At 42.4% G+C, this 19,486-nt stretch carries 13 protein-coding genes; 8 read left to right on the top strand and 5 right to left on the bottom strand.

Features of this window, described 5'->3' with window-relative positions; genetic code table 11:
- The first annotated feature begins 19 nt into the window (after positions 1 to 19).
- A complete protein-coding gene (gene smrA / locus BB427_RS08090) occupies positions 20 to 601 on the top strand; it encodes a DNA endonuclease SmrA (protein WP_010606588.1) in 582 nt (193 codons plus the stop codon).
- Positions 602 to 643: 42 nt separating this feature from the next.
- Here smrA and BB427_RS24785 read toward each other — a convergent pair whose 3' ends face one another.
- Both BB427_RS24785 and BB427_RS08085 read right to left on the bottom strand, forming a co-directional pair.
- Entirely contained in the window at positions 644 to 778 is a 135-nt protein-coding gene (locus BB427_RS24785; RefSeq protein WP_010378895.1) for a hypothetical protein, read from the bottom strand.
- Positions 779 to 914: 136 nt separating this feature from the next.
- Entirely contained in the window at positions 915 to 1,841 is a 927-nt protein-coding gene (locus BB427_RS08085; RefSeq protein ID WP_069020179.1) for a 2-hydroxyacid dehydrogenase, read from the bottom strand.
- A gap of 116 nt (positions 1,842 to 1,957) precedes the next feature.
- Here BB427_RS08085 and BB427_RS08080 point away from each other — a divergent pair, with 116 nt between their 5' ends.
- The 6 genes from BB427_RS08080 (at position 1,958) to BB427_RS08055 (ending at position 9,265) form a co-directional block, all read left to right on the top strand.
- A complete protein-coding gene (locus BB427_RS08080; RefSeq protein WP_017216231.1) occupies positions 1,958 to 3,679 on the top strand; it encodes a GNAT family N-acyltransferase in 1,722 nt (573 codons plus the stop codon).
- 83 nt (positions 3,680 to 3,762) lie between these two features.
- On the top strand, positions 3,763 to 4,245 hold the full coding sequence (locus BB427_RS08075; RefSeq protein WP_069020178.1) for a TlpA family protein disulfide reductase: 483 nt from the start codon (positions 3,763 to 3,765) through the stop codon (positions 4,243 to 4,245).
- A 109-nt stretch (positions 4,246 to 4,354) separates the two neighbouring features.
- Positions 4,355 to 6,418: a TonB-dependent receptor plug domain-containing protein gene (locus BB427_RS08070; RefSeq protein ID WP_069020176.1), complete on the top strand. Its 2,064-nt coding sequence runs from the start codon at positions 4,355 to 4,357 to the stop codon at positions 6,416 to 6,418.
- 60 nt (positions 6,419 to 6,478) lie between these two features.
- Entirely contained in the window at positions 6,479 to 6,757 is a 279-nt protein-coding gene (locus BB427_RS08065) for a peptidylprolyl isomerase (RefSeq protein WP_010378882.1), read from the top strand.
- 291 nt (positions 6,758 to 7,048) lie between these two features.
- The gene (locus tag BB427_RS08060) at positions 7,049 to 7,312 is read left to right on the top strand and encodes a GrxA family glutaredoxin (RefSeq protein ID WP_010378880.1); all 264 of its coding nucleotides are present in this window, start codon (positions 7,049 to 7,051) and stop codon (positions 7,310 to 7,312) included.
- Positions 7,313 to 7,441: 129 nt separating this feature from the next.
- The gene (locus BB427_RS08055; RefSeq protein WP_069020174.1) at positions 7,442 to 9,265 is read left to right on the top strand and encodes a DEAD/DEAH box helicase; all 1,824 of its coding nucleotides are present in this window, start codon (positions 7,442 to 7,444) and stop codon (positions 9,263 to 9,265) included.
- A gap of 54 nt (positions 9,266 to 9,319) precedes the next feature.
- Here the strand turns inward: BB427_RS08055 and BB427_RS08050 are convergent, their stop codons facing one another.
- Positions 9,320 to 10,150, bottom strand: coding sequence for a M90 family metallopeptidase (locus BB427_RS08050; RefSeq protein ID WP_069020172.1), 831 nt, complete (start codon positions 10,148 to 10,150; stop codon positions 9,320 to 9,322).
- A 303-nt stretch (positions 10,151 to 10,453) separates the two neighbouring features.
- On the opposite strand from BB427_RS08050, the gene BB427_RS08045 reads away from it, so the two are divergent.
- Entirely contained in the window at positions 10,454 to 12,790 is a 2,337-nt protein-coding gene (locus BB427_RS08045) for a helicase-related protein (RefSeq protein ID WP_069020170.1), read from the top strand.
- 167 nt (positions 12,791 to 12,957) lie between these two features.
- On the opposite strand, the gene BB427_RS08040 is transcribed toward BB427_RS08045, so the two are convergent.
- Both BB427_RS08040 and BB427_RS08035 read right to left on the bottom strand, forming a co-directional pair.
- Complete coding sequence (locus BB427_RS08040) at positions 12,958 to 15,831, bottom strand: TonB-dependent receptor plug domain-containing protein (protein ID WP_069020167.1); 2,874 nt, start codon at positions 15,829 to 15,831, stop codon at positions 12,958 to 12,960.
- Positions 15,832 to 16,328: 497 nt separating this feature from the next.
- Entirely contained in the window at positions 16,329 to 19,196 is a 2,868-nt protein-coding gene (locus BB427_RS08035; RefSeq protein WP_045989197.1) for a TonB-dependent receptor plug domain-containing protein, read from the bottom strand.
- Positions 19,197 to 19,486 lie beyond the last annotated feature (290 nt).

Here is a 19,486-nt window from a genome sequence, read left to right as displayed (position 1 = left end):
TTGTTAATGGAGAAGCAGTATGGCCATGACTGATGAAGAGCTATTTTTAGCTTCAATGGGCGACGTCACTCCGCTCGCCCAAGACAAAAAAGCAGAATTACGCCGTCACAAAAACGAACCTACTATTTCGCAACTCGCAAAACGCGAGGCCGCCGAGCAAGAACTTGAGTTTGATCCTAATTACTTATCTACAGAGTACGTTGATCTATTAGATCCACACGATCTACTCGCCTATAAAAAAAGCGGCGTCCAAGATGGTGTATACAAAAATCTCAGATTAGGTAAATATCAAGTTGATGCTACCTTAGACTTACATGGCAAACCATTTCATGATGCCCGTAAAGCCTTATTTGACTTTGTTACAGATTGCCATGCAAAAAGCATCCGAGTGTTGTTATTGAGGCATGGTATCGGTTTAAACAGTAAACCCTTTCCCGCTGTACTGAAAAGCTATACAAATAAATGGCTGCAAGAAATGCCGCAAGTGTTGGCATTTCACTCTGCATTAAAATGCCATGGTGGTAGCGGCTCTACTTACGTACTACTAAGAAAGAGTGAAGAGAAAAAACAAGAAAATAGAGAGCGTCACGCTAAACGCTAAACGCTAAACGCTAAAAAAACAAAAAGCCGAGAAATACTCGGCTTATTTGCTATTTGCGGTGGGTGTCGTCCCCTGAAGTTCACTTGCACTAGCTTGATTAAACCAAGCCGATACACCTAACAAAATAACCGAAACCACAACAAGTGATAATTTCGCGCCACCTTGACTTTGCTTCATGGGTTAGACCTTTTTATTATTGTTTTTTTGTTAAATTAATGCATCATTCATAAACACTCAAGATGTTTTTTTATACAGTAGTTTATACTATTCTCTTTACACCTTGCTCTGTGGTTAATTACAACCATTTAATCAATTAGTAACCCTGCTTTTTCTGAACTAAATGAACAAGTGCTTTGCCCTCCTGCATCGCTAAATAGTTGTTAGCAATTTGCTGAGCAGCTGTATTTAAACTGGTTAATGCAGCAACATGTGGAGTAATACTAATGTTTGGCTGCTGCCAAAAGGCATGTGATGTAGGGAGCGGCTCAGTGTCAAATACGTCTAAAATAGCCCCGCCAAACGTCTCAGCCGCTAGCGCATTGAGTAAATCCGTCTCGTTAAGATGACCACCTCTTGCGACATTAATGAGTACGCAATGATCTGGCGCGAGTGCAAACAGCTGGGCGTTCAATATCCCCTTAGTATGTTCAGTCAATGGTAGCAGGCACACAAGATAATCAATATCTGAAAGAAAAGCAGCTAGCTCATCTTGCCCACTGAAGTGCTCAATATTGTCGAGTTGTTTTGCAGAGCCGGACCAACCTTTGATGTTAAATCCATTTACGTGTAGCTTATGCGCGACCGCAAGTCCAAGTTGCCCCATCCCCATAATACCAACCGTGCGACCTGCTCTTGCGCGCCTTGGCTTCCATATTTGCTGGGATTGGTTGTGCCCGTACTCTCTAACTCTAAGCTTATGGCTTAATAGTTGGCCTAATACATATTCAGCCATATCATCCGCTAAATTTGGGTCAACGATACGCGCAACTTCTACATGTGGTGGTAATAGCTGCATCGGAATGCTATCAACACCGGCACCGTAGGAATGCACTACTTTTAAATTAGGAAGCTGTGACCATAGCGTCTCTGGCGCATTCCATGCCAGCATAAACTCAACCTCCTTTAATAAGCTAACATCATCAACGGGCCATTCAAGCAAGGTTTGCTGCGGCAACAGTGCTGCTAACTTAGCAACTAACTTGTCATTATTACGACCAGTAACACATATAAGTAAAGCCATATTGTTCCTTTATTCTCGCTACACGCTATCACTGCAAAATAAATGACATACCAATGCAACATGCTTGTCATTAATAGTTTTTACTCTTGCAAAAAAGCGCCAACAGGTGATGAAAAATGATCAGTGTAGATAAAGTCATTGAAGCAAATCTTCCACAACTTGAAAACTCCCCAAAGGTAAAAGGTTTAGTAAAAAAAGGGCTTGGTTATCTCTTGCATGAGCAAGAGTTTGTCGCGTTTGCTGACACCTACCCCCATTTGCAGGGGCTCGAGTTTGTTGAACAAGTGCTCGATGAGTTAGATTTTGACGCTCGCTTTAAACCAAAGCAAATAGAGCATATCCCAAGCGAAGGTCCGGTGGTGATCGTCGCAAACCACCCTATTGGCTCTTTAGATGCACTGGCACTAATCAAAGTGCTGGCGCAAGTACGGCCTGACTTAAAGGTTGTTGCTAACCGGATGTTGATGTCGGTTACGCCAATGCATCCACTATTACTGCCTGTTGATAACCTCTCAGGAACCAGTAAAAAGCAAGAGCTGGCAAACATTCACAAGCATTTAAAATCGGAAGGGGCGCTACTTATCTTCCCAGCTGGTGAAGTTTCTCGCTTAAGCCCAACCGGTATTAAAGACTGCAAATGGAACTCTGGCTTTTTAAGAATGGCTAAAAAAGCCAATTGCCCCATTCTACCCATTTTTATCAAAGCGAAAAACAGTCCGCTCTTTTACGGCACCAGTATGATTTATAAGCCTTTAGCCAGTTTATTATTGGTCAAAGAGATGTTTAAACAAAGGCAAAAATCGCTAGAATTTGAAATAGGCGCCAGCATTCCTCCAGAGTCTTATCTTATTGATAACCTAAAAGACAAAGAGATAGTAGCACTTATTCGCAAGCAACTTTATCGCCTTGCCAGTAAAAAGCCACTGCCACTCAAAACGCAAACCCCTATTGCAGTTCCAGAAAATCGCAAAGAACTTAAAAAGGCAGTGGAAGCGTGCGAGTGTATCGGTGAAACACCCGATGGCATGCAAATATACGTTTACCAATACACCGGCAGCTCAGTGATATTTAGAGAGCTTGGACGCCTTAGAGAAATTGCCTTTAGGGCCGTGGGAGAAGGGAGTGGTAACCGTCGTGATATCGATAAGTACGATATGCACTACCACCACTTATTGTTATGGGACACGAAACAACTTGAGCTGGTGGGTGCCTATCGCCTTGCAAGTGCCAAGCAAGTGATAGAAGAACACGGGCAAGCCGGGCTTTATACCGACAGCTTGTTTTCGTACAGTGAAGCCATGACCCCATACTTTGAAAAAGGCCTCGAACTTGGTCGCAGCTTTGTGCAGCCCAAGTACTGGGGTCGCAAGAGCCTAGATTACCTGTGGTATGGGATCGGTGCATTCGTAAAGCGCTACCCAGAACACCGCTATATGTTTGGTGCAGTAAGCCTCTCAAACGCGTTACCGGATGAAGCTAAAGCCATGTTGGTGTATCACTACCAACATTACTTTTCAAACCTTGCAGGTATCGCCACACCGAACAACGAAATGAAGCTAAGTAATGATCAACTTAACCGTTATCAACACATGTTTAGTGGCGATGACATCAAAGAAGATTTCGCAGAGCTCAAACATATTCTTGCTAATATGGGTGCTCAAGTCCCTACATTATTTAAGCAATATACGGAGCTTTGCGAAGAGCAAGGCGTGAACTTTCTGAGCTTTAGTATAGATCCCGACTTTAATAACTGTATCGATGGTCTGGTACTCGTTGACTTAGCGAAATTAAAAGAGCAAAAAGCAAAACGCTACCTAGGCGACAACCCGTACGGTTAAGCTCAAATACATTGATCCGCTGCAATAAAGATCGCTACACTGCGGTCTTTATTGTTGCTTACTGTTATCACGGGATCATTTGTATGCTCAAGCTACTTGGCCAAGCTTTCATCATTGTGCTGGTGTTTTTTGCCGTCTCAGCCTATCAAGAGAGGAACATGCTTGCCGACTCTGGAGAGCAAACAGCGCCGCCATTTCACCTACCCATTTTACAATCCAAGCAAACTTATTCGTCTATCCAGCTCAAAGGTCAACAAAGTATCGTGTATTTTTTTGCGCCTTGGTGCGGCGTATGTCGAGTAAGCATGCCGAATATTGATAAACTACATCAGCAAGGCAAAGTCAAAGCAGTGGCGATTGCGTTGGATTATCGTTCCACTGAAGAAGTAACAAAGTTTGTCAGCGATCTACAATTAGACATGCCCGTATTACTAGGCAATCAGAGCACGGCACAAGCGTATAAAGTGCAGGCTTACCCTACATATTATGTACTTGATGAAGACTTCAAAATAACTGAGCGCTCTGTTGGTTACTCATCCGAGATAGGGATCAGAGCGAGATTGTAAGAAACCTCAGTAAACCGCTTACAGTTAATTACGACTCTCTGAAATTAATCAACAATTATTTCGTTTAGGCTAACGCACATCTTAACAAAGGATGAATAGGAAGCCGACCATGCGCCACGCCCCACACTTTACGCTCAGTAAAATTTCACTCCTCGTGCTCTGCACTACCCTTGCCAATCATGCATTAGCCGATGAGGAGAAAATTGAACACATCGAAGTTATCTATAAACGCAGCTCAGTTATTTCAGAAATTACCGAAGATGCACAAAAACTTGTAGACATGCCAGGAGCCATGGGCGACCCACTTAGGGCTGCTTTTGCTCTGCCTGGTGTTGTTGCTGCGGGTGGTTCTATGGGCGCACCTGCCGTGCGAGGTTCTTCTCCTGACGACAATATCTTTGAAGTGGACTTTATGCCCGCAGGATATATCTTTCACGATTTCGGCAGCTCTATTTTCAACCGCAATACAATTCAAGATTTTCAGCTGAATTCTGCTGGATTTGGTACCAGTTACAGCAATGCCACTGGTGCCGTGTTTGACGTCACGCTGCGTAATCCAAAATACCAAGATATTGCCACCACGCTAGATTTAACCATGTTTAACGCAGGTATTTTTGTTGAAGGTAAAGCAACTGAAAATTCCGCATTCTATGTGTCAGCAAGAAAAAGTACCTTACCGCTGTTTTTCAGTGATGGCGAGGAACTTGAGGACGATGATGGCAAGCCAACAGGGATCACCATTAACGATCCACCGGATGATCACGACTATCAAGCCAAGTGGCTGTGGGATATCAATGCAAATAATACCTTAACGGTAAATATCAATGGCGCGGAGGATTCGGTTGCGGCTGGGTTTTCAGGCGCGTCAGATCTTGCCCTTAAAACCCCAGAATATCAGGGTGATGCTCGCTATATTCGTAAATTTAATAGTCAGAACATGTTGTGGGATCACTACGCCAAAGACTTACATATTCGCGCAGGCGTCGGTTATCTCAATCACCAAGCCACTATGCGCTACGGTCAACGCGCGACTTTATCTGATGGCTACTTTGAAAATTTTGAAGAAGAACAACTCAGTTATAAAGTACGAGCCAGTTATAAGCTAAACAAAGACCAACGTGTCATTGCAGATGCCGGCTACTACGACAAAAAATCTACCTACCGCTACGATGCTTTTAATTATGTTTGCACCGAGTTTGACCCCGACTGTGACCTAAATAAAGGTGAAAGGATTAAGGGCACATCGAGTGCTGGAACGGATTCTGCTTTTATTGGGGTTAATCACGTTTGGCAATTTTCACCAAACTGGCAAAGTGAATTAGGAATAGTGGGTGAATATTATGATTACAGTGATGAGACGATTGTCCATCCACGCCTTGCGCTCAATTACTTCTATAGCGATGATACAGTGATCTCAGCCAAGGCTGGCACTTACAGTCGCATTCAAGATCTTGAATACATTTTACCTGTTGTTGGTAACCCGGAACTTGAAGCTCAGCGTTCAACTCACTATACCTTAGGTTTTAAACAGGAGTTGGAAAATGAGTGGTCATATTCCGTCGAGACCTATTATAAAACCATGGATGATCTGCCAAAAAGCGCCCCCTTATCTCAAGTAAACTACATCAATGGGACTTCCGGTACAGCCTACGGTGTTGATTTTATTGTTAACAAAAACAAAACCGATGACTGGTATGGTTGGATTGCAGTAAGCCTTGCAAAAAGTGAGCGTGAGGATGAGCTAACCGGTATTAAGCGTGACTATTATGCCGATACCCCTTTTATTTTGAATGCCGTGTTTCACTATGACTTTGGCGAAAAGTGGTCTGGAGGCTTTAACTTTACCGCTCGCAGCGGTCAAGCCTATACCCCAATTGTGGGTGTAAAAGAGAACCCTGAATTTGCAAACCGCTACTTGCCTGTGTATGGCGACCCATTCTCAGAGCGTTTTGACACTTATCACCGCCTAGATATTCGTTTTGAACGCAAAACAGAATTATTTGGTCTCGATGGCAAGCTAATTTTGGAGCTAATGAATGCATATGGCCAAGATAATACAGCCTATGTTGACCTTGACTACGATAGAGTCAAATCAATCAATGATTTATATATAGAAGAGGAAAGCGATGACTTTGAAATGCGTCCTTCTATTGGTTTCAGCGTAACATTTTAACTTGCCATAGGCGCACAAGCTCTGCATGATCGCATTTATTTTGTTAATGAGAGTCCCTTCATGCCTAAAGCGTGCGCCTATCATATTTTAGTAAAAACCGAAAAAGAGTGTTTAGACATCAAAGCCAAACTAGCCAAAGGTGCTGACTTTGGCAAATTGGCTAAACAACATTCCCTTTGTCCTTCAAAAAAGCGCGGTGGCGACCTTGGTGAGTTCAATAAAGGGGATATGGTGAAGGCCTTTGACGATGTGGTATTCAAAAAGCCGTTATTTGAAGTGCACGGCCCTGTGAAAACCAAGTTCGGCTTCCACTTGATCAAAACCGTCTATCGGAGTTAATCGCTTTTTTGGATTAATCTCATCATTTTAATTCAATTTACCTTCATGATTAATCCTCTATACTGAAGTTAATCATTTAACCTGAGGTTTGGATAAGGAATGAGCCAACTCATTGTTTTTAAGCTCACATTAAATTATTTCCTTATCTAGCCAGAGAGTTTTGGAGATAATCAGGCGAATTTACACACCAATAGCTGGCTATTGGAAGTGAATTCAACGCAGTTAGCGCTAAAACTGGCTGCTAGAAAGGCATTAATTATTCGAAGTTCAGGTTCATTTAGGAGAAAGAATATGTTTACTGTTATTTTTGGTCGTGAAGGTTGCCCGTTTTGTGTTCGTGCAAAAGAAGTGGCTGAGCGTTTAACGCAAGAGCGCGATGACTTCAATTTTCGCTATGTTGACATTATCAAGGAAGGCGTAAGCAAAGCCGATCTTGAAAAGTCAGCGGGTAAACCTTGCCCTACCGTACCACAGATTTTTATCGACCAAGATCACATTGGCGGCTTTACTGAATTTGAAGCCTATGCAAAAGCAAATTTAGGCCTTTACCAGTAAATTAGCAAAATCACACAGGTTAAATTTTAACCAATATCAGGCACATATAAAATAGTGTGATTTTATGCAAGCTTTTATTTTATCTTTCCTGTACAATGCGCGCCTCTTTAAAATAGTTGAGGCGCATTAATGTCAGAACCAGTTACGTTTGAATCTTTAGACCTTTCTCCTGCAATCTTAAAAGCAGTCGAAGAGCTGGGATATAAAACACCTTCTGAGATCCAAGCTCAATGTATACCGTTATTGCTAGAAAGAAAAGACGTACTGGGACTAGCGCAGACGGGTACAGGTAAAACGGCAGCATTTGCACTGCCATTGTTAAACCAAGTAGACGCATCCGTTAAACAACCGCAAATTCTTGTGCTTACGCCAACGCGTGAGCTAGCTATTCAAGTTGCTGAAGCATTTCAGCAATATGCTAAATATACTAAAGGCGTTGAAGTACTAGCGCTTTATGGTGGTCAAAGCTACGGCATTCAGCTAAGTGCTCTACGCCGTGGTGCCCAAATTATTGTGGCAACACCAGGTCGTTTGATTGACCACATCAACCGCAAGACGATTGACCTTTCTGGTCTAAACGCACTTGTACTTGATGAAGCAGATGAAATGCTACGCATGGGCTTTATCGATGATGTTGAAAGCATCATGGAGAAAACACCGGAAGAGAAGCAAACTTGTTTGTTCTCTGCGACTATGCCAAAGCAGATCCAATCAATCTGTAATAAATATTTAGATAACGCTGAACAAGTTAAAATCACTCCGCGTAACTCTACAGTATCTACGATCGAGCAAGTTTACTGGCGTGCAACCGCACACAAAAACAAAGCTATCGTACGTTTCTTAGAAGCGGAAGATTACGACGGTGCTATCGTGTTCGTACGTACACGTAATGACACTGTTCAGCTTGCAGAGCTACTAGAGCGTGAAGGCTTCTCAGCTGCACCGCTCAACGGCGACATGAACCAACAGGCGCGTGAGCGCACAGTAGACCGTCTAAAGAGCGGTTTACTAGATATCGTTATCGCAACTGACGTTGCGGCACGTGGTCTTGACGTAGAGCGTCTAAGCCTTGTTGTTAACTACGATATCCCACAAGACTGTGAAGCTTATGTTCACCGTATCGGTCGTACCGGCCGTGCTGGTCGTCAAGGTAAAGCAATCTTGTTCGTTAAGAACAACGAGCGTTATTTACTTAAGAACATCATGCGCCATACGCGCTCTGATATTGCACAGGTTGAATTACCAAGTGCGAAAGTCGTTGAAGAAAAGCGTATTGGTGCATTAGAGACCAAGATCTCTACAGCACTTGAGCACAAAGACATTGAGTTCTTCTCAAAAGTGGCATCAGGCCTTGCACAAAAGCTAGAGCTGAGCCAAGAAGACTTAGCAGCAGCGCTATTGTGTCTTGCACAGCAGCAAACGCCGCTGAAAGTTGAAGATATTCAAATTCAACAGCGTGAGCGTAGAGAACGTGACGACCGTCGTGGCGAGCGTCGCGACAGAGATGGTAGCCGTGGTGAACGTGGCGAGCGTGGTGAACGCAAATCTCGTAGCCGTGACCGTGCATCAGGTCCAATGGATACTTACCGTATCGAAGTGGGTCGTGATCATGGTGTTCAAGTTAAGAACATCGTTGGTGCTATCGCAAACGAAGCGGATATCTCAAGCAAGTTCATCGGTGAAATCCGTCTGTTCAATGAACACAGCACGGTTCAATTGCCGCAGAATATGCCAAGTGATGTACTTAGCCACTTCAAGAGCGTTCACATCTGTCAACGCCCTATGAACATGACTAAGAGCACTCACCCAGCTGACCAAGGTCAAGGCAGAAGTGAAGAACAAAGAGACCGTAAGCGTAGCTTTAAAGACCCACGCAGTGGCGGTGGCGATAAGCGCCGTCCTGAAGGTCAAAGAAGAGAAAAACGCGAAAGAAAAGAAATTAGCTTTTCTTAATCGACGCTCTTAAGAAAAAACCGCTCAACTGAGCGGTTTTTTTATTTATATGCTTTAATGTCGTTGCCAGTCCCTTGGCTCAAACTGATAGTAGTCTTTCAACAAATTGTATAGTTCTGGGTTTTCCTGTTTGAGTTCATGGGGCTTTTCAATAAATGTCTCTGTCACCACAGCAAAAAACTCCGCTTCGTTTGTTGCGCCGTATGAATGAATAGCATGGGGCATATTGTAAGACAGCTGCATTTTTAAGTGCTGGTAAGCCTTTGATAGCACCCTACCCCAGTCTTGGTAATTCATTCCTACAGGTAACGCAGGCGTCCCATTCGTCGCACCAGTTTGTTGGTCAAGTTGATGGGCGAATTCATGAAACACCAAGTTGTGACCATCCTCAGGCAATCGATTTCCCTCAAGTACATCATGCCAACTCAGAACTAAAGTACCTCCAGGCCAAGACTCTCCTTGACGAACTGTTTGGTGAAAACTAACCAAACCTGCACCATCTCTAGCAGTTTGTGGCGCGTAATAGCTACTGGGATAGAGTAATATTTCTTTGACGTTGGGATATAACGGCCAAGCTTGCTTAAGAACCAGTAAACAGGCATCTGCGGCAATAATTAAAGTCATCGGCCGTGACACCGTTAACCCATCTCTACCCAACACCCGTTTCTCGCCAAGAAACCAGACAATATGTTTTTCCAGCTGTGCGCGGTCAGCATCTGTCATCTTACGATAGATAGGCATGTATTTTAGCAATACTTGCTTATCTGACGCACTCAGCGTTTGATCTTGGTATTTCCTTTGCCACTGCAGTCTTTGAATTTTTTCCCAGTTCCAATACAGAGAAACAAATAGAATAAGGCCGATAATAAGCACTATTTCTATCATGGCTTTTGGCCTTTATAAAATAACCTAAACTAGGAATAATAACTTGTTCTCTAGCAGTTGTTATTCCTTACTACTGCGTTAAATTTGTTTGCAATAGGCTAGCTATTGACGCTCAAATTTGCCTTGTATTAAGAAAGAACATCTGGCTAGAGTTGAATAATGTTAGAAGTCGTATTTTATATCAGTTCCCTAACTTCTTATTCCGAGTTCAGGTTGAATAATCCATCAAATATTAATTGGTACTGACTCCGACTTTTTCAAGCAAACTTTGTTACTATGGCGAAAAAATGCAAATGAACTGCTATGTCTTTACCCATTGAATCTTTACAGTCTCAGTTTACTCAAACACTAAGCGAACAAAATGCAATTGTTGTATGTGCCACAACAGGTTCTGGCAAATCAACCCAACTTCCGCTTTGGGCCTCACAACATGGCAGAGTATTAGTCATAGAGCCTCGGCGTATTGCTTGTATCTCTTTAGCTGAATATGTCGCAGCTCAAAGTGGCTCACCACTTGGTGATAAGGTGGGCTTTGCTATTCGGTTTGAGGGGAAGTTTTCACTAGACACTCAGGTAGTTTATGCAACGCCTGGTGTAGCATTAAGGTGGTTTTTTGAGAGCAAACTTGCAGAATTCAGCGTTGTTATGTTGGATGAATTTCATGAAAGACGCTGGGACATGGACTTATTATTAGCGCTCTTAAAGCAAGCTCAATCACACAAACTCATTGTTACCTCAGCAACGTTAAACAGCCAAAAATTAGCCTCTTATTTAGACGCCCCTATCTTAGAGTCAGAAGGATTCATTTATCCCGTTGAAGAGTGTTTTCACGCCCCTGATCCAAGAACTATGCCCCAAAAAGAGCAACTCGACACTCGAGTTTTTGCAGCTTGCCAATACGCATTGGAACATTGCCAGGGCGATATTTTAGTCTTTTTACCTGGCAAGGCCGAGATCCAAGCAAGCTTAGCTAAAGTGAAAGCGCTGCCAGCGACTACCGTTGGTTTATATAGTGGCTGTAGCCCAGAAGCTCAGCGCATCGCGTTAACCGCACAAAGTACACGTCGAATTATTGTCGCAACCAATGTTGCCGAAACCTCGCTCACTATTCCCAATGTCACTTGTGTGATTGACTCAGGACTTGAGCGTCGTACTCATTTGCGCCTTGGAAAAACCGTATTAGGCTTAGATGCAATTGCAAGAGATTCAGCAAAGCAACGTCTAGGACGCGCAGGACGCACGCAACCGGGACTATGTATCCGGTTATATGGCCAATATGCGCCATTGATAGACAGCACCCCGCCTGAGATCCAAAGAGAATCATTGGCAGAGCTTGTACTTGCAGCGGGCTGTGCAACAACGGGCGTTTCGTCTATTGATTTTATCGACCCACTTCCTGAAAGCTCACTAAGCAAAGCTAAACAACAGCTATTAGCATTAGAAGCCATTAATGAACAAAATATAGCAACTCCGCTTGGCAAGCTACTTTACCCACTACCCGTCGATTTTGAGTTTGGTTATGTGATCCATAAATTGGCTTCAAACACGCTACGCCAAGCGGCTATTGACCTTATTTCGCTTCTATCTGTACCAGCCCGAGTTTACCAGCTACCTAATGATGTAGAGCGCTTAACAAGATTAAATAGCAGATTTACTCGAGGCTCAGATATAGAAATCGCTATCGCGGTGGTGAGAGGACAAACTGAAGAGTTAATTGATATTACGCCTGAGGCGCTCATAGAAGCACAGCAATTTAGCACCCAATTGCGTGAAGCATTTGCACTACCGCCTTTGGATAAGGCAGCCAGTTTTGACCATAACAAACTTGTCCTTGAGTTAGCTAAGCTAATGCCACATTGGGTTTATATCAATAAGCAAAACCGTCGTAATGGTTTTAATAATGGCTTAGCTGAAGTCATGCCTTCAAATCATACTCGCGCCTCGGGACAGGCAGAAGCATTACTGGTATTAGATACTTTTTCACTCGCAGGTAAAGGTACCAAGCAAGCCAAGACGCTCGCGATGTGTAATGCAGTACTAACGAAAAAGCAATTACTTGAAATGTGCCTTGGCAGCCAAACATTGCGCTCAGCCTATATTGATAATGGTGAGCTTTGGGGTGAGTTTATTACACATTACAGTGACGAAGTTTTAGGCCAACAAACCAAGCGCCTTAATAACCCCAAGGATGTTATTTATGCCTTAGTATTTCTTATCCAAAATAATACGCTTTTTTCAGGTTTGGCCAAGCAAATAGAAGCCAGCATTGAGCAGACTGCATTGTTCTACCAATTTCATGAGCGCGATGAACTTGTGCCCACACTCGACTCGTTTTTAAGTGACAAGCTAACGGAGCTTGGTATAGAAAGCTATGACGATATAGAACTAATCAACGAACAAGACTTGTTATTCAATGAAGTTGAAACCTGGGAGTTAACGCCATTTGCGGAAAAGTTTCCGCTAACCTGGTCAATTCCAGCGCTGACAATGGCAGTAAGCTATAACTTTAAAGGGAAAAGAATCGAACTTACTCATATCAGCGGTACGAGGAAAGAGGCACCCAAGAGGTGGGAACTGCCAGCTTGGAGTGGCTTTAAAATACGCTATCGTAAAGCCAGTAAAGTGGTGGATGTAAGTTAGCATACATGACTTTTGGATAACGAATAACTTATATAGTTAAGCACAGGTAGATCTTTATCCAATAGCGCATTAAATCAACTCAATTAATTAAATCATCTATTTTTGGGCTGGAAAGTTTTCAAAAACAAAAAAGCCGCTCAATGAGCGGCTTTTTATCACTATAAAAATTATAGCTTGATGTTCACACCAACAGTAGCGCGACGACCGATTGGATCGTACCAGTTAGTGTCTTCAAACGCTAGCGGGTGTCTAGGTGGTGTTCTGTCGAACATATTTTGAATACCGAAGCGTAGGTCTACATTTTCAAGTACTCGATAGTTCATTGATAAATCGAACGTTGTATAAGACGGAATATCGTTATAATCGTGTTGCTCGATGTTCCAGCCGTTACGGTCATCTACAGCACTGTGACGGTAGTTTGCAACTAACACAGCTCTGAAATCTCCGTACTCATAGCTAGTGTTCAAGCGACCACGCCATCTCATGTGGTTTTGCTCACCTGTTTTAACAAGTAAGTCTATTGCGTTACCTGTTTGGTTTACTTCATAATTCTCAATATATGTTGCAGTTAGCTTAACCCCAAACTCACCAATACTTGTTTCGAAATCGTAAACTGACTCAAGATCTACACCACTTTTCTTTTCTGTCGCTGCGTTCATTGAAGTTTCAAGGTAACCATTAACTTCTAATGTATTAGCATCACGACTAAAGTATTGGCAGAACGGATTATCTAAGCTGTTAGCACGATAACAGTTTTCGTTCATGCTTTCATAATCGTAAAAGTAGATAGCGTCTGTAATTTCAAAGTTCCAGTAATCAACAGTGATATCAAAACCTTCAAGCCATGCTGGTGTATATACGAAACCAACGACCGTATCTTTCGAAACTTCGTTGAATAACTCATCATTACCACCAAGCGAGCCTTCTAAGCTGCCACCGTCTTCCCATGCCTGCGATGGCATCCAGCCTTCAGGAATACCTGCTGCGGCACAGTTTTTGATAACGTTAGCTTTATACTTATCGTCTGTGTTCTGAATTGTATCCGCTGCACACTGATCTTGACGACTAGCGTACTGAGTACCTGCTGCAGAATAAAGCTCTTCAATATTAGGTGCGCGCACTGATTCAGCTACTGTTGCACGGAAACGGATATCATCATTTAATTGATAAGTTAGACCCACTTTATATGCAGAATCACCACCTGTTGATGAGTAATCCATGTAACGATATGCAAGCTCTAAGTTTAGCTCTTGAGCCCACTCATGATCCGCTACTAGTGGAATGATTACTTCAGCCGCATATTCTTTAACATTTAGCGATCCAGAGTAAGGTAGGCCTGAGTTACCAAAAATGATACCTTTACGAATACCAGTACCCGGCTCTTCATAAGCTGAGTCACGACGCCATTCGAAACTAAATGCAGTGCCGATTGGACCTGCAGGTAGTTCATACACATCACCTGTAACTGTTGCACCAAAGCTTGTTTGAGTTCCACCATGCTCTGCTGTTGCAACGGTAGAAATGTAATCAATTGCTTCTGCTGAATGCTCAGGGGCACCTAAGAAGTTAATAGGAGCACAACCACTTAGTGCACCAACTACCTCACCGGCATCGTTTCTATCAGCACAAACAATATTACCTTCAAACACAACCGCATCAATTGCATTATACAAGTTTTGTTCAATTACTTCACCAAACCACTTTGTATCTTGCTTTATACGACCATGTTGGAAATACGTTGAGTATGCCCAGTTGTCATTAATATAACCATCTAAAGCAACCGACGTACGGAATGTCGCACGCTCTTGGTCATATTTACGCGGACCAAAATCATTACTCAGACGACGCATAGTAATTGATTCAGCACCATTCTCTTCCATTAAATCGCGAAGATCTTGCTTAATGAAAGCATTGTCTTTACGGATATTTAGTCCGCCCCAGAATACCGGCGTACTTTGACCAAATGCAGAACTCAATGAGTACACTGTATCAAAAGATAGACGGTGGCTATCATTAATCTCGTAATTACCCGCAACGTTAAAAGTATGACGCGTTAGTGGTGTACGGAAGAATTCGTTATCACCTTCTTCTAAACCATCTCTGTATTCACCTGCATAGTAACGATAAAGTGAAGATGTAGGGTCACTAGGTAGATAACCACTTCCAATATCATACGGACGAAGATCTAGATTTTCGTCGAATGTCCACTGCTGACCACCCAAGAAAAACTCACTTGACTCGTCATACAAACCATAGTGTTTTTTGCCTTCATAAGGTATGCGTGCAGGAATACCATCCTCACCGCCAGTATTATCTGGGTTAGGTACAGATGAAACTGGATTATCATACCACCAAGATTTGTCGCGCTTAGCCATTTGCTTTTGGTCAGCAAAGTCATAGTTGAAGATAAAACCACCACCTTCAAATTCTTTACCAAATACAAGTGAAGCAAAAGTTTGCTCGCCACCACCTTCGAATGGTCTAGTAGTTGCAGCATCAATCTCAATGCCGTCAAAAGAGGTACGAGTAATGATGTTAACAACACCGGCTACCGCATCAGCACCGTATACCGCAGATGCACCACCTGTCGAAATTTCAATACGTTCGATCATGGAAGTCGCAATGTTGTTCAAATCTACAGCGTTATCACCAGCAGAACCACCGATAAAGCGACGACCGTTAACTAAAACAAGAGTACGACTAGAACCTAAACCACGAAGGTCGGTTGTATTTAGACCGTTTGCATAGATATAGTTATTAGAGTTTTCAGGACTTAGGCCTACTTCTGCTGCAGGCATTTCAGATAGAAAGTCGTTTACGTTACTAACACCCGCGTTTTCAAGCTCTACTCGACCGATAACAACGACTGGAGTTGGTGCCGTTGCAGCGATACGCTTGATCTTTGAACCAGTAACTTGAATACGTTCTACTTCTTCGGTGTTTTCTTCAGCCGATACCGCAGTGCTTGCAAGTACGGCAGTTGATGCTGCACCAAAAGCGATTGCTAAACGAACAGCTTTGCTTACTTTATTATTCAACATGATTGATCCCTGATTTTATTTTTATGTATAAAAAAACCGATTTAAAAACAATATCTTAAACACACTTGGATATCGTTTTCAAAGTTGGTTAAGTTATCGTATCGATGGTTATACTACTTTTAGTACCAACATAGGGTCAACAATCATTTCATAAAATAAACCCAAAAAGGCATAATTTTAACATTAAATCCCAGCTTTCCCTTTTGTTTTCATGGTGTTATAAATATAAAAATAAGTTCACTTTTTTTATCACTTTTGTAATTCATCGCAAAAAAACACACTTCACGCAACAATAAAGGTACAAACACTACATTTACACATGGCAATGAATAACATTCGATAAACATAGACAATTCATATCTACAATAAAATAAACACTCATCGAAGAATTTGTTATAAATTGGCCGGGTTTACTACAAGAAGAGGCTAGCTAGAGTGGAAAATTAAAAAATCGACCTCAACAGAGGCCGATTTGGGTCAAATTTGCTAAATTTCGGTTAGAACTTCTGAGTTACACCTAAGAAGAACTGACGTCCGAATAGCTTGAAGTTACTTTCGTCAGTGTTCGCGTTGAACGCTGTTTCGATATAAGGAGGTAGTTCGTCTGTTAGGTTGCGAATACCTGCTTGCACCGTTGTGTTTGTATCAAAGGAGTATTGTGCTGTTAAATCGTGATACACATATGAATCAACCTTAGCAACTAAACCTGCTAATGAATCATAGTTATCACGCTTAATGTAAGTGAGATCACCGTACTCAAGACCAGACTGGTAGTTTGCAGCCCACACAACACGTAGGTTGTCTAGGTCATAACGTAGATTGAATAAGATTTTGTCTTCAAAGTAAGACGTATCATCTTCAAATCTGCCAACTAGATCTTCAACGATAAATGTACCTGTTTCACCATCAAAATTTTCTTCGCCACGCTCTAAGAAGTGAGTCCATGATACGCTAGCTACAAAGGCACCGAAGTCTGTGTCAAATGAATAGTTCACATCAAGATCGATACCACGAGCAGTCATACTTTGTAAGTTTGTTGTACGACTGTCTACACGATCAACCGAGCCATCAAAGCCACGTGAGATTTTTGCACACATATCTTCGATAAGACCGGCATAACAGCCCTGCAGAATATCATCAGTTGCTAGAGAACCAATTTTACCGTCAATGTTGATATCCCAGTAATCAATAGTAATACCTAAGTTTTCAACAAAGTCAGGAGCCCACACAAAACCAATCGTGAATGTTTCACCTTCTTCAGATTGAACACCTGTGTTGCCGCCTAAACGTGTACGAACTTGCGCATCAGCACTGTTGTGGCCGCCAGCTGGAGCACCCATTTCAAGACATTTAGCCTGACCTGCTGCAGATAAACCACCAATGTTTGCCGCAGAACATGGATCTGAAGCGCTTTCAAATGAATCAAGCTCTGGCGAATACAAATCGCTTAGTGTTGGTTCACGATATACTTCTGAATAGTTTGCACGGAACTTTAAGCCATCAAAAATATTTGACTCAATTTTAGCCATCCAAGAGAAGTTTGAACCTGTTGTGCTAAAGTCGTCATAGCGTGCACCTAGCGTCAAATCTGCAGATTCAACACCTAAATCACGTACTAATGGGATTAAGAACTCTGCCGACGCAGCTGTGTAGTTCTTAGATAGACCTGTTAGTGGCTTGCTGGTGTTACCAGTCACTGAATCAAAGAACTTACCAGAATCATTTACTTGTTCAAACTCAGTGGTGTAATACTCAAGGCCAAATGCACTTGAAACATACCCTGCTGGAACTTCAAATAGCTCACCAAATACGTCTACACGAACTTGGTGGAATGAATCATTGTAGTGATCGCCTAGTGGTGCAGTAATGTAATCAAGCATCTCTTGAGTCACAGTACCTGGACCACCAAATACATTTAACGATACACAATCAGAAATAGGTGCGTCAGGCGTACCACATACCACATTGCCAGCGTCATCTTTGAATGATGGACCTAAAGCTTTTGCTAGGTGTGGGCCGTAAAGCTGACCAAAGTCAGTATCTTGAAGGCTATTTGCACCATAGTTGTAGTAAGCATCAAACTGCCAGTTATCGTTAATTGCGCCCTTTAGGCCTGCAACTTGTTGAAAACGTACATAATCTTGTTCGAAGTAACGACCACCTTCTAGCATACGACGACGAGAGCGATAAACATCTTCACCGAATGGGTTGTAGTAGTTATCAGCTGATACACCGTTAGCCGTCGAACCATTTGAAAGCGTAACTACATAGCCTGGATCATAGGCAGTGTCGAAAGGTACAGCCGCAAGTTCCTGTTTTGAAGTTCGCTTATTGATACGTGTTTCTGTATATACAACAAGGTCATCGTTTAATTCAAATGAAGTATCAACAAAGAAGTTAATTACTTCAAAAGGTGTTTGCATTAAGTTTACTGGGTTGTAGTTGTAAGTATCGTTTACTTCACCACCGCCAACAAATGGACGCATGTCACTTAGAGAAGGCTTACCGTCGCCACCACTTGGGCATTTATCGTTAGTAAAGTTACCTTTACCTTCAACGTAGAAATTACCACAAGGAGTAGAACCCGAACCTAAAATGAATACGTTCGCATTGTCACCATCTGGGATTAAACCGTTCTCGTAAAAGCTCTTAGCACCTTCTTCTGAAAGCACCTGCCAAGGATACTGGAAGAAGTTAACGTCTTTCACATCACCCTGATAGATTGGATCCTGCTTGGTATAATCGAAACCTACTGTGATATGGCCAGCATCGAACTCTTTACCACCAACTAGTTGGAAGCTTTGCTCTTTACCACCGCTAAACATGTCATACCAAGACGTTGTTGCTTTAACTTCAACACCTGTAAGTTCTTTTTTAGTGATGATGTTTACAACACCAGCCATTGCTGACGAACCATATGCAACCGAAGCACCATCTTTTAGAATTTCGATACGGTCGATCATTGCAGCAGGAATATTCTGGAAGTCTGAACTTACAGGCTTACGACCATTGATAAGTACAAGCGTACGCTCTGAACCTAGACCACGTAGTTCTACAAATACGCCACCACTACCACCGTTGTTACGCGTTGTTGTTGCTGGCGATCCAGACATAACTGGGTTTGATTGAACAAATTCACCAACGTTGCTGATACCCATATCGCCAAGCGCTTCGCCGCCGATAACAGTGATTGGAGCAGTAGATTCAAGGTCAGTGCGCTTTAAGCGAGAACCTGTAACTTCAATGCGCTCAACGCTTTTCGCGCCTTCTTCTTCAGCAACTGCATTGGTTGCAAACACGGCAGCGCTAGCGCCACCAAACGCGATCGCTAAGCGAACCGCCTTAGTTAACTTATTGTTTAGCATGTGAATCACCCTGGATTATTTTATTGTAAACAGCTTGTATTAATTATTATTTTGTTGCCTTGTTAATTTCTAAAATAGCAACATTAGGGGCAGGATATTAAACAAACACCAGACCAATGATCAAGGTTAATTATGCTGTTTTTTGCAATTACCAATTTAAGGCACATCAAAACACAATCACAACCAACTGAATTAAAAGAATAAAAATAAGTTTTGATTAAAAATAAAACTTTAAAATCCCTCAAAACAAAACAATAGCGCAATAAACGAACAAAGAAAGGGTTTTTAGT

Origin of the sequence: Pseudoalteromonas sp. BMB (assembly GCF_001709235.1) — a bacterium.
Lineage (GTDB): Bacteria > Pseudomonadota > Gammaproteobacteria > Enterobacterales > Alteromonadaceae > Pseudoalteromonas > Pseudoalteromonas maricaloris.
The sequence above is the reverse complement of the archived record's forward strand: the minus strand, read 5'-3'. Positions and strand labels throughout refer to the sequence as shown.

Excerpts from the sequence above, each read along its gene's own strand:
- BB427_RS08045 (WP_069020170.1), top strand. The coding sequence starts at position 10,454 with ATGTCTTTACCCATTGAATCTTTACAGTCTCAGTTTACTCAAACACTA.
- BB427_RS24785 (WP_010378895.1), bottom strand. The coding sequence starts at position 778 with ATGAAGCAAAGTCAAGGTGGCGCGAAATTATCACTTGTTGTGGTTTCG.
- BB427_RS08075 (WP_069020178.1), top strand. The coding sequence starts at position 3,763 with ATGCTCAAGCTACTTGGCCAAGCTTTCATCATTGTGCTGGTGTTTTTT.
- BB427_RS08060 (WP_010378880.1), top strand. The coding sequence starts at position 7,049 with ATGTTTACTGTTATTTTTGGTCGTGAAGGTTGCCCGTTTTGTGTTCGT.
- BB427_RS08065 (WP_010378882.1), top strand. The coding sequence starts at position 6,479 with ATGCCTAAAGCGTGCGCCTATCATATTTTAGTAAAAACCGAAAAAGAG.
- BB427_RS08050 (WP_069020172.1), bottom strand. The coding sequence starts at position 10,150 with ATGATAGAAATAGTGCTTATTATCGGCCTTATTCTATTTGTTTCTCTG.
- smrA (WP_010606588.1), top strand. The coding sequence starts at position 20 with ATGGCCATGACTGATGAAGAGCTATTTTTAGCTTCAATGGGCGACGTC.
- BB427_RS08085 (WP_069020179.1), bottom strand. The coding sequence starts at position 1,841 with ATGGCTTTACTTATATGTGTTACTGGTCGTAATAATGACAAGTTAGTT.
- BB427_RS08035 (WP_045989197.1), bottom strand. The coding sequence starts at position 19,196 with ATGCTAAACAATAAGTTAACTAAGGCGGTTCGCTTAGCGATCGCGTTT.
- BB427_RS08080 (WP_017216231.1), top strand. The coding sequence starts at position 1,958 with ATGATCAGTGTAGATAAAGTCATTGAAGCAAATCTTCCACAACTTGAA.
- BB427_RS08070 (WP_069020176.1), top strand. The coding sequence starts at position 4,355 with ATGCGCCACGCCCCACACTTTACGCTCAGTAAAATTTCACTCCTCGTG.
- BB427_RS08055 (WP_069020174.1), top strand. The coding sequence starts at position 7,442 with ATGTCAGAACCAGTTACGTTTGAATCTTTAGACCTTTCTCCTGCAATC.
- BB427_RS08040 (WP_069020167.1), bottom strand. The coding sequence starts at position 15,831 with ATGTTGAATAATAAAGTAAGCAAAGCTGTTCGTTTAGCAATCGCTTTT.